Raw genomic sequence first — 13257 nt, forward strand, 5'->3', positions numbered from 1 at the left:
TAAATCTGGTAGAAAATCTGTGCATTATGATTTCATAAGAAATATGTTAGCGATCTTTTTTTACACGTTTAGATTTGGCAGCACTAAGGGTTTCTGGATTAACACCAATGTAAGAAGCGATCATATGTTGTGGAACACGCTGAGCAATATCAGGATATGTTTCGATGAAGTTCTCATAACGTTCAATGGCGTTCGTACTAATGAGCATTAAAATACGTTTTTGTAAAACATGCAATCTTTTTGTGAGCGCACCTATATTTTGCTTTTCTCTTTCGAGATCTTTATTTAAAACGACTATAATAGAATCTTCTAGAGTATCGATAAACAATTCTGATTTAACGTCAGGGGAACAGGTATCAGCAATTACCCATCCCTCAGGGGCGAACATAAATATATTTTCTTTTCCATTTTTGTCAATAGAATAACTTCTAAGCAATCCAGATTTCACTAGATAAATCTTTGAGTTTAGTTCACCTTCTCTTTGGATGATCTGTCCTTTCTTAATTTTTAGCTCTTTCAATATTGATTTTTTTTTGAATTTACCTTTCGTATTGTTTAATCAATCTGATTAGCATTACTGGTACTACGATAAACGTCACTTATAATATCTTCGGGACTACATTTTTCGAAAAGATACTCTTGTTTAGGGATTATGAAAGTTTGCGTTGATGTAGGCATGTCTTCTTCCATGGTATTGGTAACTTCTTCAATTAGTTTGCTATTAATTACATCAAAGTTTAGACTATGATGACTTCCAGCACCAACATTATAGGTTTCGATATGAGTTAAAACTAGTTTCTTGTCATCATATTTAAACGTAGAAAAGTTATTGCCAACAGGCCCTGTTCCATATAATTGAATCTTTAGTTCTTTATTTGAAATAATGATATCCTCTTGATAATAAGTTTCCATATCACTTTCATTAGAAAAAAACTTATTTGGAAAAACTGTGTTAGAAACTTTATCAATCTTGTAGCTGTTTTCCTTTTTTAAGAATACCATTACAATTCGATCCCCACTAAAGTTCTCGATCTTTCTTATCACCGTAACAATATCGTCTATGTTATCTCCATTTAAATCTCCTTCTGTTTTATATTCTATTTCATAACCGTAGAGGATGAGATTTTCAATGTTAGTGCTAATATGGTCAAACTCTTTCTTATTTGCTATAAAACCATCGAATACATATTTTACATCAGATTCCTTTTCTATTTGAACTCCAACCCATTCTCCCGATATGTGTTTGTTCTCGTCAACAATTTCATCAAATATATTTGTATGCTCTACAATCTGTAATTTTTGACCAAATTCAAACTTTCCTAAGATTTTTCCCTTTGGTGTTTTTCTATAATTGAGACCTGATCTAGCAATGACGTATCTAATTTCGGTATTGTTTACCGAAGAGTTATCTACTGTAGTTTTAGATTCATTTTTGATATTGGAACTAGTGTTAGAATCTGTTTTACAACTCAATAATTGGAAAAGAAGTATACAAATAAAAAATTGTTTCACGAGAATTAGTTGGTTTTACGAATATGAATTGTTGTATAGTTAGTTATTTGATTTTTATAAGTATGTTTAAGACAAACGAATAAGAATAAGAATAAGAATAAGAATAAGAATAAGAATAAGAAAAATAAGGAAAAAGATTTTATGAAAATATTATTTGGTGTTGATTTTTATAAAATCTATGGTGCGTGAGGAGTAGCAAGACAAAAGAATTATTGAAACAATTTCACCAGGAAGGGAAATAAAATTGTAGCATTTAACTTTTGTTTTTGGTTTTCCATTGTTTATAGCTATCCCAATTGGTAAGCTACCAATTTTCTATGGCAAATTGCGTTATTTTTTCAGTTCCCTTATGATCTATATAAAAGCTTCTGGTCAAACCTTTGGAAATGAAATAGTGATGCTTACAAGTCTTACCAGCTTCTAATATATATTCAGATTTAGAGTACTCTTTTAATTACATTAGGGTAAAAAAGTAGTCAATGTCAGAAATTGATATTTTTCCATATCGTTTAAAATATGCTGCTAATTGTCCTTTTTCTGTCTTAGCTGACTTCATTTTTTAAAAGAAATTTAGACTTAATTCTGCTTAATGTTTCATGCGATATATTTATGTAAGATGCGACCACTTTATTTGGTAAACGTTTTACAATCTCTGGATTTACATCAAATAATTGCTCATAACGCTCTAACGCATTTAAGGTAGTAAAAGAGATTAATCTCTTAGAGTTATTTACATAGGCTTTTTCTAAATAAATATTATAAAAGTCTTTCCACTTGGGAATGATTTTCATCAGTTGTCGGAAATCTCTGTGAGTAATATATAAAAGTTCACTGTTTTCAATGACTTGAATAGATTCTTCAGCTGGTTGATTCGTAATAAAACTTACTAATTCTGTTGCAAATTGATTTTCGAAGGCAATATATCGTGTGATATCCTTACCTTCTTCATCTATATAAAATAAACGTAAACAACCTTTTACGACGAAATAACTTACCTGACTATTTTTACCTTTAGGTAATAAAATATCATTCTTGTTTTTATTTATGGATTTAAAATATGACAAAACAACTTTTAAATCTTCATCGTTAATGTCAATATTCTTTTTTATGAAATAGGAGAGTTCTTTATAGTCTGTCATTTACTTATAGTCTCTTACAAATGTACGATATTGAACAATATCCTGAATTGACAATACACTCAAATTATGCTCTTTAGCAAACTGTAGTATGGAATTATCTTTGGCCATTGTTCCATCATCATTCATGATTTCGCATAAGACAGCTTCAGGTTTTAGTCCCGCTAGTTTCATTAGATCTGTACTTCCTTCTGTATGTCCTTTTCTTGCTAATACTCCATTATCATTAGCTCTTAATGGAAAGATATGCCCAGGTTTTACTAAATCACTATTTTTAGCGTTTTCATTGCTAGCTACCTGAATTGTTGTTAATCTGTCTTTAGCAGAAACTCCAGTGGTTACTCCTTCTTTTGCTTCAATACTGATCGTAAAGGGTGTTTGAAAACTACTTGTATTTTCTTCTACCATATAGGGTAAATCAAGTAGGTCAGCTTTTTTATTTGTCATACATAAGCAAACGATACCACTACATTTTCTGATCATTAGGGCCATTTGATTGACAGTCATGGTATGTGCAGAAAATATTAAATCCCCTTCGTTTTCTCTATCTTCATCATCGACTAGGATAACTCCATTTCCGTTTTGAAGATGTGTTATTGCATTTTCCAACCGTTCTTTACTATTGATGCCAAATGTTTCTAATTTATCTAACTGTGCAATTATCATTTTGTGTTTTTTAATGTATAGTTACAAAACTAATGCTGTTTAAAACCAAACCATTTGACCTAAGTCAATAAATTAGTTTAGGTTTTGAAACACCTACCGCATTCGGCTTGCAGCGACTTATTGATGTAGACTTTAATGACAAACAAATAAAAGGTACTTCCGAAAACAAGGAGCTTTTTGAAATCGGATATCAACGATTGAGCGAAAAAGAAGATTATCTAAATGGGATTTATGAGTAAGCATAGTTTATCCTATATCTTATTACTTTTTTGAAGGAAACATATTCTCTTCATTAATAGTAGCTTAATCGAAGTTAACTTTTACAGATTTAATCTTTCCTTCTAAAGTGGGTTGCTTCTTCAAGAACATAGTTTTAAAAAGTTCTGCTTTTTTTGAAAAAGTAAGTTTGTCCATTTTTTTATTGTAACAAATAAAGTAGAAGGTACTTTCTTTTGATAAATTTACACTTGGAGCGAATAGTGATTTAAGACCATTATGATTTAATTTTTGATTTTGAAGCTCTTCTTCTGTAAAAACAGTTGTAGAAAATTGTATTTCATCTAATAATGCTATTTCTTTTTTAGGTGTTGTACCAACTGCAACAAACCAAGTTGCCTTTCTATTCTCTATTTGTTCGGTCAATCGTTGTTTTGCCTTATCGGAATAGTAATAAAGTTGAATCACCTTATATTTGTTTTTAGAATCTTTTTTATTGATGTTTTTGAGATGTATGGTACTACTTAATTTTTTTTCGAAAATATTAGCAATAAATTCATTCCCTTTTCCTCGATCAATAAAAATATTATAACCTAAACTATCTTCCTTTTTTTGAAATTCATTTATGTATCTTAAAGTTTCTTCTGATTCAGCAATATAATTTCTACCAATTTGAGAAGGATTAACATATTGGCTTCTATATTCTCTGTTTGCACGAATTTTTGCAGAGTTTATTTTGGTTGTATCATTTGTGTAGTATAGAATGGAATTAAGTTGTTTTGCTTTTTCTGAAATTAAATAATTAAGCTCCTCAACTTTTTTATTCCTCATTTCAATATACTTATTAACCTCGGAAACAGATCCGCCATAATGAATAGTTTCCATTTCGTTTTTTGCTTTGTAGCTGTGAATGAATTCTTCAATAGAATACCCACAGACTCTCATTAAAAGTAATCCTCCTAAAATAACGTAGATTCCATATTTAAATATCAAGAAGCCAATAGTTTCTTTTTTCATAAAGGTAAAGTTACATTAGAAATATATAAAAATTGTAGTCAACATTTTATATAAGTATCCTAATGCTGCTAAATGTTACCCTGAATTAACCAAAACAGAGCAAATGTTGCTTATGCATAGAGTTATAAATTACCTCCTTAATAGTGTTTATCGTATATGTTCAACAGAAAACCGAACTCGTACATCTACTCCAGTAAATTCTGTAAGTCTAAATTCGAATTCTACAGGATTGTTTTCATTGGACACTGTGCGAAAAACTTGTACAAATTGAGATCGAAGTTCATTTCCTAAATAATCATCGATATTCCCATCTGGATCTCTATCATACATTTGTGTATAAAATCTAAATTCTGCTCCATTTAGTATTTCATCTTGGGTAATCGTAAAAGTATGTTCAGACCCTTCGGAATTGATCAAGAATTCTTGAGTACCTATTGATTCGAAAAAGTCGCGATTTCGTTCCCATAAAATATGTTCTTCAGTAGTATCGCCAACTGCTATAGTAGTACTGATTCTTCCATAAAGTTCGAGAGCTTCTCCTTCTGTATCCGGAAATTGTCGTGAGACAATGGAGACTGCTTTTACTTTAAAAGATTCTGTTTGTGGCTCTAGAATGCCATCGTCGGTACTACAAGCAGTAGCAAATGCTAACAATACTGAAATAAAGATTGTGAACTTTAATGTTTTCATAATATTTTGTTTTTTAGATTCAACAAGGCAAACCTATTTCAAAATACTACCTGCACCTAGTTTTTGCTATGGACAAAGTATGGACAGGTAAGAAAATCCAGTATATACAAGAGGAAATTGTAAAACACAATGTAACCTTTAATGAGGTTTAGTAGTTGCAATTAGACGGTTTATTTCAGTGCAGTTCTAGCTTGCTTTCGCTTTTGTTTGTAGTAGTTCTTATTAGCAACATAGATTGTTTTTTTTACTTCACAAAAGATGGTTGCTTCATTTTTATTAGTGAGTACTGTGTTTTTCAAAATTTCGATTTCATTTTTTTCTGAGACTTGCTGTTTAATGGAGTCTAGTTCTTCTGTTGTATAAGTAAAACGTGCATATAAATCTTCTTTTGCAGGTTTTTTGAAGAAGATTTCAGCAGATTTATCCCAGACTACATAATCGTCACCCAGAAGATTAATTAGTTGAACCATTGGTATCGGATCTACCGCAGAAAACATACTTCCACCAAAAATAGAGTTTACATAATTTCTATTCTTATAACTTATAGGAAGTTTTATTTTTACTTCTAGTAAGTCTTCTGAAACTTCAATTACCCTTGCCGTACTTCTTCTGTACATTGGCGAATAATTGAAACCGTACTTAAATAGGGTTTTCAACTTAAAAAATCGACCACCGATAGTTGCTACTTTTTTGTATAATGACATTATAAATTGCTATTTAAACTAATGTAAAACTTTTTATTTTTTCAGTGGGCTTTAAAAATGTTTTTCATTTGTTGTTATCTACTGGCATTTTTATATTCGTGTTCAATTAACCATTTTTTTCGTTCAATTCCTCCTCCGTAGCCAGTCATTTTTCCATTTTTTCCGATTACTCTATGACAAGGTACGATAATCGCAATACGATTATAACCATTTGCTGAGGCGACTGCTCTAATTGCTTTTGGATTATTGATCTTTTTAGCTTGTTTTTCATAAGTTGTCGTTGTTCCATATGCTATTTGCTGCAAACATTTCCAAACCAAGTTTTGAAAATCAGTTCCTGGGGTTTCGAGTTTTACATCAAAAGTTTTTCTAGAACCATCAAAGTATTCTTTAATCTCTTTTTTGACTTGCTTAATATGTTCATTTTCCCCAGAAATGATATTTGCTTTTAATAACTTTTGTAAGTCTTTGAATTCTGTTTCCAGCATTCTTCTGTCAACAAACTCTAGTAAACAAATTCCATTATTAGTTGCACAAACAAACATTGGCCCTAAAGGTGTTGTGAGACGGTTGATGAGTATTAGATTTTCTGCGGTACTCTTTTTTGGTGATTTTCCTACTAATTTTTTAAAAGTATATCCAAAACCACTCAGTGATTCATAACCAGTATCGAAAGCGGTGGCTGTGGTTTTCTTTCCTTGTTTAAGTTCTTGAAAAGCATTATTAATTCTGTACATTCTTTGATATGCATGAAAAGTCATACCATAATTTTTTTTAAACCACCTTCTAACCACTTCTGGACTAATACCTTTTTGTCTTAACTGATAATCCGTTATTTTCTCTTTAGGGTTTTCTTTTACTAATATAATTGCACTTTCTACTTGTTCTGGTGCTTGATTTGCATTTTGTGTTGGCTTACAAACTTTACAAGGTCTGTAACCATTATTTAAAGCTTCTTTAAAAGTAGTGTAAAACTCAACATTTTCCTTTTTTGGTTTTCGCGCTCTACAAGTAGCGATACAAAAAACTGAGGTTGTTTTTACACCAACAAAAAAGATACCTACAAAGCTTTGATTCCTTTCTAGTAAAGCCTGGTAATATAATTCTATTTTTTTGTTGTCAGTTATAAGCATTAAAAAATGGGATTAAATGATTTTTCGTTTAAAACTGTTCCTGTTATTTGCTCAAATAGACGATACATTTTATCAAAAAGGAAATTACCACTACTTATTCGCTTTACACCTAATTTGGATAGTGTATCAAAGTTTGGGAGATTAGGCATGGACATCACATTAAGTGGTAAATTAGTTGAATCAACGATTGTTTTGATATCAACTTCTTTTTCAATACAAGGTATGAAAATTCCATCAGCGCCAGCATCTTCGTATAGCTGAATTCTTTTTTTTGTTTCTTCAATGATGTTTTCCTGAAGTAGGATAAATGTATCTGTTCTCACATTTAGAAAAATATCAATCTTATCTTTTTCTAAAAGTTCTTTTATTTCGGCTAATGTGTTTGCAAATCTATCAGCTTCTAATAGAATTCTTTTTTGGGTAACTAAGCTATCTTCAATATTAATTCCAACCACTCCTAACGCAAATAATCTTTTAATTCGATCAACAATTTCTTTTGGTTTATCACCATATCCTGATTCTAAATCTACTGACAATGGAAGTTTTGTGTTTAGAGCTATTCTCTTCACCATATATTCCATTTCGGAAAATTCCATTTCCTCTCCATCTCTATATCCTAAAATTTGAGCAATTGCAGAACTAGAAGTACCAATGGCTTGGAAATTCAATTTTTCGGCAGTTTTGGTACTGGTAACATCCCATACATTTCCAATAAGTAATGGTTTTTCTTGATTGTGTAAGTCTTTAAATTTCATTTGTTTGTAATTTTATACAAAGGACTCAAGATGAAATTTATTCAGCAACCGAAAATTTGACGAGTATTTTTTTACTAATAAGGTAAGAACAATCATTTTGTCATGGAATCATCTAAAGCCTTATTTACTGCAGTAACTAAATGATACTTCTTCCTATAATTTGGCTTTTAAGTTTTTATTAAAATAATTAGCACTATCGATGGCGCTTTGCATAGAGTTTACGGTAAAATTTCCGCCTTGTTCTATATAAAAAAAATCTAGTCCTGACTGTTTAGGATCTGGTAATTCCTCTTTGTAATTGATAGAGCCATTTCCTAATTCTGTATAATCCCGAGTTTGTTTGTCCATATCTTTTATATGCCACATAACGATTCTTCCCGATTGACTAGCAACAATTTCTTTTGGCGTTTTATCAGATGAATGCATAACCCAATATATATCTAATTGAAGTTTTACAAGTGCAGAATCCGTTTCATTTAATATAATTTGATATCCGCTAGTTCCATTATGTTTTTCAAATTCGAAACCATGATTATGATACGCAAAACCTAATCCTGATTTATATACTTGTTCGCCAATTTTGTTTAATTTGGATGACAGTAGTTTAAAATTTTCTATTGTTCTCTGTTTCGGATCTAACCAAGGCCACGTAATATATTTACTTTTTAGTTCTTTGGCTGCTACTATACATTTGTCAACATATTTTTCTAGGACTACATCTGATTTGTTTAAGTAATCTGAAAAACCATAATGTCCGCTGGAAACGGTTAACCCTAAATCATTTAATATTGTGTAAAACTCTTTAGGACTAAATCCATAAATTTTGTTTTTAGTTGCATCATATCCATAAATTTCAAAATCTTGATACCCTGCTAATTTTAATTTCTTTAGTGTATCTAAGGGATCTGTTTTCATTCTATCTCTTATAGAAAATAACTGATATCCCAATTTATAATTAGTCGTATTGTGGAAATTCATGGAAGGATAGGCAAGTATGGATGCACTACTAATCGCTCCTGTCTTTATAAACTTTCTTCGATTCATAATGTGTATTTCCTTTATCGTGAGATTCTGGTTAAAAAGGATTTAGGTTATTATAGATACTAATTTAATAAAAGGGTAGGAGAGTGAGGGATATTTAGAGAAATTTCCGATCTATGATAACTAGCTGAAAGAGTAGTTGTAGTTTCTTTGTTTACTACCTATGAACCTTACCTGTTGTTAGGTAGTGTTTTTAATTCGTTATGTATCATTTCATATAGTTCATTTTCCCAATTAATTTTTTCAATTTTTGGGTATTCTGAGTTTATTCTAAAATCTCTAGGACTAATAATTACTTTAATATCGTTGTTTATCGCTTTTTGTGTCAATAAGAATACTTCTTCTATGGCTTGATCTCCAATTGGAATGCATCCGATTGTTGCAGATTTTCCATGTATGAATATATCTCCACCCATTTCCGAAATATTTGTAAATTCAGTTTTTGATTTGTCGAATTCGTTTGGATAACTCACTTTTACGGATAAGTAATATGAGCTGTTAGGGTTTAAATATTCTACTTTATAGATACCTTCAGGAATTTGTTTGTCACCTTCTTTTAACTTAGGACCTAATTGACCACTAAATGCTGTGAAAGGATATTCTTTAATTAGTTTAATTCCACTGTAATCTTTAGAATAAACCTGTAGTATTCTTTCCTCTTTAAAAGCAACAAGAATAATCTCTTCTGGATAGTCCATTTTATAACCTGCTATCTCTAAATTTTTTTCGAGTCGATTCCAAACGTCTTTTTCAATGCGCTCTATTCTTGACTTAACAGTTTCTTTTCCTTTTACTTTGTTAAGTAAGGGGATATAGATCGACCTCCCGAATTTCAGGAATACTATTATGATGACTATTAATCCTACTATTAAGACTAGTTTTCTTATCATTATTTTAATTGTTAGCTTAACTTTGTTACTATACTATCATGATCAGATATGTTGCGGAAAATGTATTCTATTTCCATAATTCTTCATTTTCGTCTAACCACTTTTCGGCAAACTTAGTTGGGCGAATAATTGCTAAGAAGTCGGAGAAGGACTTACTTATAATTTGCCCATTCTTAATTAATTCAGAAGTACTTTCTCCACAATCGTGATATATGTAAATTACGCTTGGATTTTTTTCTTTAGTATTGATGTAAAAACCATCACCATCATTATTTTCGTTAGGAGCAATACAGATATATCCAGCTTTAATTAATTCGCAACCAGGAAATTCCTTATTAGCCATGAATTCAATATCATTTAGGCTGTTCAATGATGTAATCATAAAAGGAAGCTCGTTTTGTTTTTTATCTTTTAATGATTCCCAACCGTAGTTAAATGGAATTCCAATTTTCAAACCTTTCATTGGATATTCAGTTAGAATTTGATTGTACCAATTTGGAATCTTATTCTGTATTTTTCTTTTAATTTTTTGAAAAATACTTTGTTTCGTTTTAGATCCAGTTTTAATTAGTTCAGGATATTTTTTGAATAGTTGCTCAATATTTTCTATGATTTTTCCTTCCAAACTCAATTACTTCTAAATTTCACATAATGGTTATTTGAAAATAGATTTTAATCTAGTGTCAATCTATATTTTTATTATTGGGTTTCTTTCATTATTTGCATACTTACAGGGCCACGAACTTTTTTCAAGGTTTCCAAGAGTGGTTTTCAGAACGTATAAATTTTCATTTACTGAAAATACTAAAATTCCTTTTTTATATAATAACATTCGATCAGAAGTCCAATCTCGTTCAGTGGGTTCAACAGAAAATAGCTTGTGCAAAATTCCTCTGTGATCCATAATCATTAGTTCGTTATTTCTCCAAAATATAGTGTTTCCTAAATCATCAATCACGGGATTAATAATATAATAACCTGGAATCCTTTTTCCCTTTTTTACTTTACCTCCTTTTTTTAATTCTACAAAATGTAGTTTAGAGGAGGTATTGTTGTCCATTTCAATAGCGAAGATTTCATCATTAGAATTCACTACCACGGCGCCCACAGATTCCCATTTTTCAATTATCTTACCATCTTTACTGTATAAATTTGTGTCAAAAGCTCCATATCCTTGATGACCGATTAAGAATTCGCCATTTTTTAGCCCACAAACTGATTCAAATGGTGCTGGTTTTGTTTGCCATTGTATACTACCGGTATTGATATTTAAACAAAAAGATATACCAATTGCGCTACCAGGAAACTCAAAATAATTAACTAGGACATTTTTACCTGAAATAACTATTTCGTTATTAATTAAACAATTCCAGGATTTAGGATTCCAAGGAGGTGCCTCTCTTGCTTCCCAATTATCTTTTGCACTCATTTGAACTAACCCTTTGTAAGATATGTCTTTTGATGGAATCGGAGATTCCCAAATTACCTCTCCATCCAATGTAGTTCGTTGGACTTTAGCATTTGGTTTACCTTTTCCTTGAAGAGTAATGAGAAACCCATCATTAATTAGTGCGAAGCTTCCAATTTCTTGATGCGCATTTATTTTGAACATTATTGATTTTTGAATCTTTCCATCCTGAGATACCTGTCGTATTTCGTTGGCATAACTAATATAAGCATCTCCGTTATCCGAGATTCTCAATTCATTAGGTTTAAAGTCAGATGTTTCATGTTCCCATATAATTCCTTTGTCGAGAGAAATCCCAACTAACCTGTAATGATTCCATGACGCATCCATTTTGTTAGGGTGTAGAATGGCAAAAAGGGTTCCTGAGGTATTCATCCCGTATTTTGAAACTAAACCAGAAAGTCTAATTTTATTTTTATCTAAAATTTGGTATTTGTTTTTATCGTGAATCAAGTGTTATGCTTTTTAATGGATTTAGGATTGTAGACGCATATTGTTGTATCGGAGTGATAAAGAAAAATATATTTTGTTATGGTTTTTTATTTAATTCAAAAACTACTGGGATGATTCCATACATGGATGAGAAAGACTCTCCAGTAGGATCATTTACAAATTTCTGAACTTTTCCAATAGGGAATACAAGATTGTTGTCAGATAATTTAATCCCCCATATTCCAGGCTCGTGTTCAATCCATTCACCTCCATAGGATTTAATTATACATTCTCCAAGATATGATCCGACTTTAAGAATATATTCTGTCTGTTCACGTTCTGATTTACTTTCAAGAAATTTTTCGACTTGCTGAAGTCCAATTTCGCTACAAATAGGTTCTATTTTTTCCATTTGAAGTTCAATATTAAGTGCTCCAGCTAACTTTTCTATATCTGAGACATCATTTATTTTATGTAATTGAGAACTACAGGATGCTAAGAGACAACATGCTAATATTTGTATTTTGATCTTCATGGCTTTCAAATTGGTTATAACGTTTAATACTTTGTATCTTGATAGGAAGATATGTTACCTTATTTCATAGAATTATTTAGTCTGGGTTATGATTGGGTTGTATAATATAAAGTGTAATTCTGTAAAGAAATGAGCTAATAATTAATGGTTTTATTCATATTGCTCACATTCTTTTAGTAGATCATTCTTAAATTCGGATGCGCTTACAATTTTAACTTCGTTTTGTTGATTTGGGAAAACGGCTAAATTCAATTTGTTAGATTTATCTTTTTCTAACCAATGAATGAATTTATTTAAACTTTTCTTCTTTACACTTTTAGATTCTTCCGACTTTATATGCTGTTCAGCAAAGTCTTTTTCAGGAAAAACCAATATACATTCAGCACCGTTTATATTAAATGTACCTATTTGCCAAAACCTTCCATAAATTAGATATATAGTTTCAAAGTCGGCAACTTTACGAACTAGATATTCATAACGTTCGTCATTACTTGATTGTATTATATTTTGATATTTTTTTTGATTCATCATCGACCTAATGAGAGCTAATATTTATCGTTCTACATTTTATTTTTAATTGATTTTCGATTTTATGTCGGATTTTTCTTTTAAAAGTTCGAGGAATTGAGCAAGAGGTAGTTTTTTATCCAAAGTCTTTGAAAATATCATTTTAAATAATCCTAGATATCCTATTTTTTGACCAAAACCTAACTGTGTAAAATGATATTTATTAAAAATGTTATCTGAATCGGTTATAAAAAGATAAAAAGTATCCTTATTGAAATCAAATACTTTTAGATATTTTATTTGATTATAATTAAAAGCTTTACCATTAAAATAAACAAGTTCTGAAGTAAACTCCACTTTTTTAAGGCAAATACATAAAATAGAAAACAATATTGCCAAAGTCCATATAGCATAAATCAAGAATCCAGAGTTAGCATTTGCAAGTTTGGTAATAATGAATAACCCCAAAATAGTAAACCAAGACAAAAAGTATTTTTTAAATATAATTCCAGTAGATATTTCTTTTCGTTTTTCCATTTTTGATCCCATTTTTAG

The 13257-nt window shown here is 30.5% G+C and carries 17 protein-coding genes; 1 reads left to right on the top strand and 16 read right to left on the bottom strand.

Features of this window, described 5'->3' with window-relative positions:
- Nucleotides 1-46: 46 nt before the first annotated feature.
- The 4 genes from Q1A73_RS20515 to ribB form a co-directional block, all read right to left on the bottom strand.
- Nucleotides 47-520, bottom strand: a complete 474-nt coding sequence (locus Q1A73_RS20515) for a Crp/Fnr family transcriptional regulator (protein ID WP_299609529.1) — start codon at nucleotides 518-520, stop codon at nucleotides 47-49.
- Nucleotides 521-555: 35 nt separating this feature from the next.
- Nucleotides 556-1512, bottom strand: a complete 957-nt coding sequence (locus tag Q1A73_RS20520) for a hypothetical protein (protein ID WP_299609532.1) — start codon at nucleotides 1510-1512, stop codon at nucleotides 556-558.
- Between the two features lie 542 nt (nucleotides 1513-2054).
- Nucleotides 2055-2651, bottom strand: a complete 597-nt coding sequence (locus Q1A73_RS20525) for a Crp/Fnr family transcriptional regulator (RefSeq protein WP_299609535.1) — start codon at nucleotides 2649-2651, stop codon at nucleotides 2055-2057.
- On the bottom strand, nucleotides 2652-3314 hold the full coding sequence (ribB, locus tag Q1A73_RS20530; protein WP_299609538.1) for a 3,4-dihydroxy-2-butanone-4-phosphate synthase: 663 nt from the start codon (nucleotides 3312-3314) through the stop codon (nucleotides 2652-2654). It abuts the gene before it with no gap.
- A gap of 107 nt (nucleotides 3315-3421) precedes the next feature.
- On the opposite strand from ribB, the gene Q1A73_RS20535 reads away from it, so the two are divergent.
- Nucleotides 3422-3553 carry a hypothetical protein gene (locus tag Q1A73_RS20535; protein WP_299609540.1) on the top strand — a complete coding sequence of 44 codons (132 nt, stop codon included), beginning with the start codon at nucleotides 3422-3424 and terminating at the stop codon, nucleotides 3551-3553.
- A 64-nt stretch (nucleotides 3554-3617) separates the two neighbouring features.
- Here Q1A73_RS20535 and Q1A73_RS20540 read toward each other — a convergent pair whose 3' ends face one another.
- The 12 genes from Q1A73_RS20540 to Q1A73_RS20595 form a co-directional block, all read right to left on the bottom strand.
- On the bottom strand, nucleotides 3618-4547 hold the full coding sequence (locus tag Q1A73_RS20540) for a hypothetical protein (protein WP_299609542.1): 930 nt from the start codon (nucleotides 4545-4547) through the stop codon (nucleotides 3618-3620).
- Between the two features lie 147 nt (nucleotides 4548-4694).
- Nucleotides 4695-5237: a hypothetical protein gene (locus Q1A73_RS20545; RefSeq protein WP_299609544.1), complete on the bottom strand. Its 543-nt coding sequence runs from the start codon at nucleotides 5235-5237 to the stop codon at nucleotides 4695-4697.
- Nucleotides 5238-5407: 170 nt separating this feature from the next.
- Nucleotides 5408-5941, bottom strand: a complete 534-nt coding sequence (locus Q1A73_RS20550) for a DUF4442 domain-containing protein (protein WP_299609546.1) — start codon at nucleotides 5939-5941, stop codon at nucleotides 5408-5410.
- A 74-nt stretch (nucleotides 5942-6015) separates the two neighbouring features.
- Nucleotides 6016-7074: a bifunctional transcriptional activator/DNA repair protein Ada gene (locus Q1A73_RS20555; RefSeq protein ID WP_299609548.1), complete on the bottom strand. Its 1059-nt coding sequence runs from the start codon at nucleotides 7072-7074 to the stop codon at nucleotides 6016-6018.
- The gene (locus Q1A73_RS20560; protein WP_299609550.1) at nucleotides 7074-7829 is read right to left on the bottom strand and encodes an isocitrate lyase/phosphoenolpyruvate mutase family protein; all 756 of its coding nucleotides are present in this window, start codon (nucleotides 7827-7829) and stop codon (nucleotides 7074-7076) included. Before Q1A73_RS20560 ends, Q1A73_RS20555 begins: the two co-directional genes overlap by 1 nt.
- Before the next feature lie 153 nt (nucleotides 7830-7982).
- Nucleotides 7983-8873 (bottom strand): sugar phosphate isomerase/epimerase, encoded by an 891-nt coding sequence (locus tag Q1A73_RS20565; protein ID WP_299609552.1) that lies wholly within the window; start codon nucleotides 8871-8873, stop codon nucleotides 7983-7985.
- A 167-nt stretch (nucleotides 8874-9040) separates the two neighbouring features.
- Nucleotides 9041-9760, bottom strand: coding sequence for a L,D-transpeptidase family protein (locus Q1A73_RS20570; RefSeq protein ID WP_299609555.1), 720 nt, complete (start codon nucleotides 9758-9760; stop codon nucleotides 9041-9043).
- A 67-nt stretch (nucleotides 9761-9827) separates the two neighbouring features.
- Nucleotides 9828-10385, bottom strand: a complete 558-nt coding sequence (locus Q1A73_RS20575) for a hypothetical protein (protein WP_299609558.1) — start codon at nucleotides 10383-10385, stop codon at nucleotides 9828-9830.
- Between the two features lie 63 nt (nucleotides 10386-10448).
- Nucleotides 10449-11681, bottom strand: coding sequence for a hypothetical protein (locus Q1A73_RS20580; protein ID WP_299609559.1), 1233 nt, complete (start codon nucleotides 11679-11681; stop codon nucleotides 10449-10451).
- 76 nt (nucleotides 11682-11757) lie between these two features.
- Nucleotides 11758-12195, bottom strand: a complete 438-nt coding sequence (locus Q1A73_RS20585) for a hypothetical protein (RefSeq protein ID WP_299609561.1) — start codon at nucleotides 12193-12195, stop codon at nucleotides 11758-11760.
- Between the two features lie 150 nt (nucleotides 12196-12345).
- Nucleotides 12346-12723, bottom strand: coding sequence for a DUF2750 domain-containing protein (locus tag Q1A73_RS20590; RefSeq protein ID WP_299609562.1), 378 nt, complete (start codon nucleotides 12721-12723; stop codon nucleotides 12346-12348).
- Nucleotides 12724-12768: 45 nt separating this feature from the next.
- Nucleotides 12769-13239: a hypothetical protein gene (locus Q1A73_RS20595; protein WP_299609565.1), complete on the bottom strand. Its 471-nt coding sequence runs from the start codon at nucleotides 13237-13239 to the stop codon at nucleotides 12769-12771.
- Between the last annotated feature and the right edge of the window lie 18 nt (nucleotides 13240-13257).

Source organism: uncultured Aquimarina sp. (assembly GCF_947492115.1).
GTDB lineage: Bacteria > Bacteroidota > Bacteroidia > Flavobacteriales > Flavobacteriaceae > Aquimarina.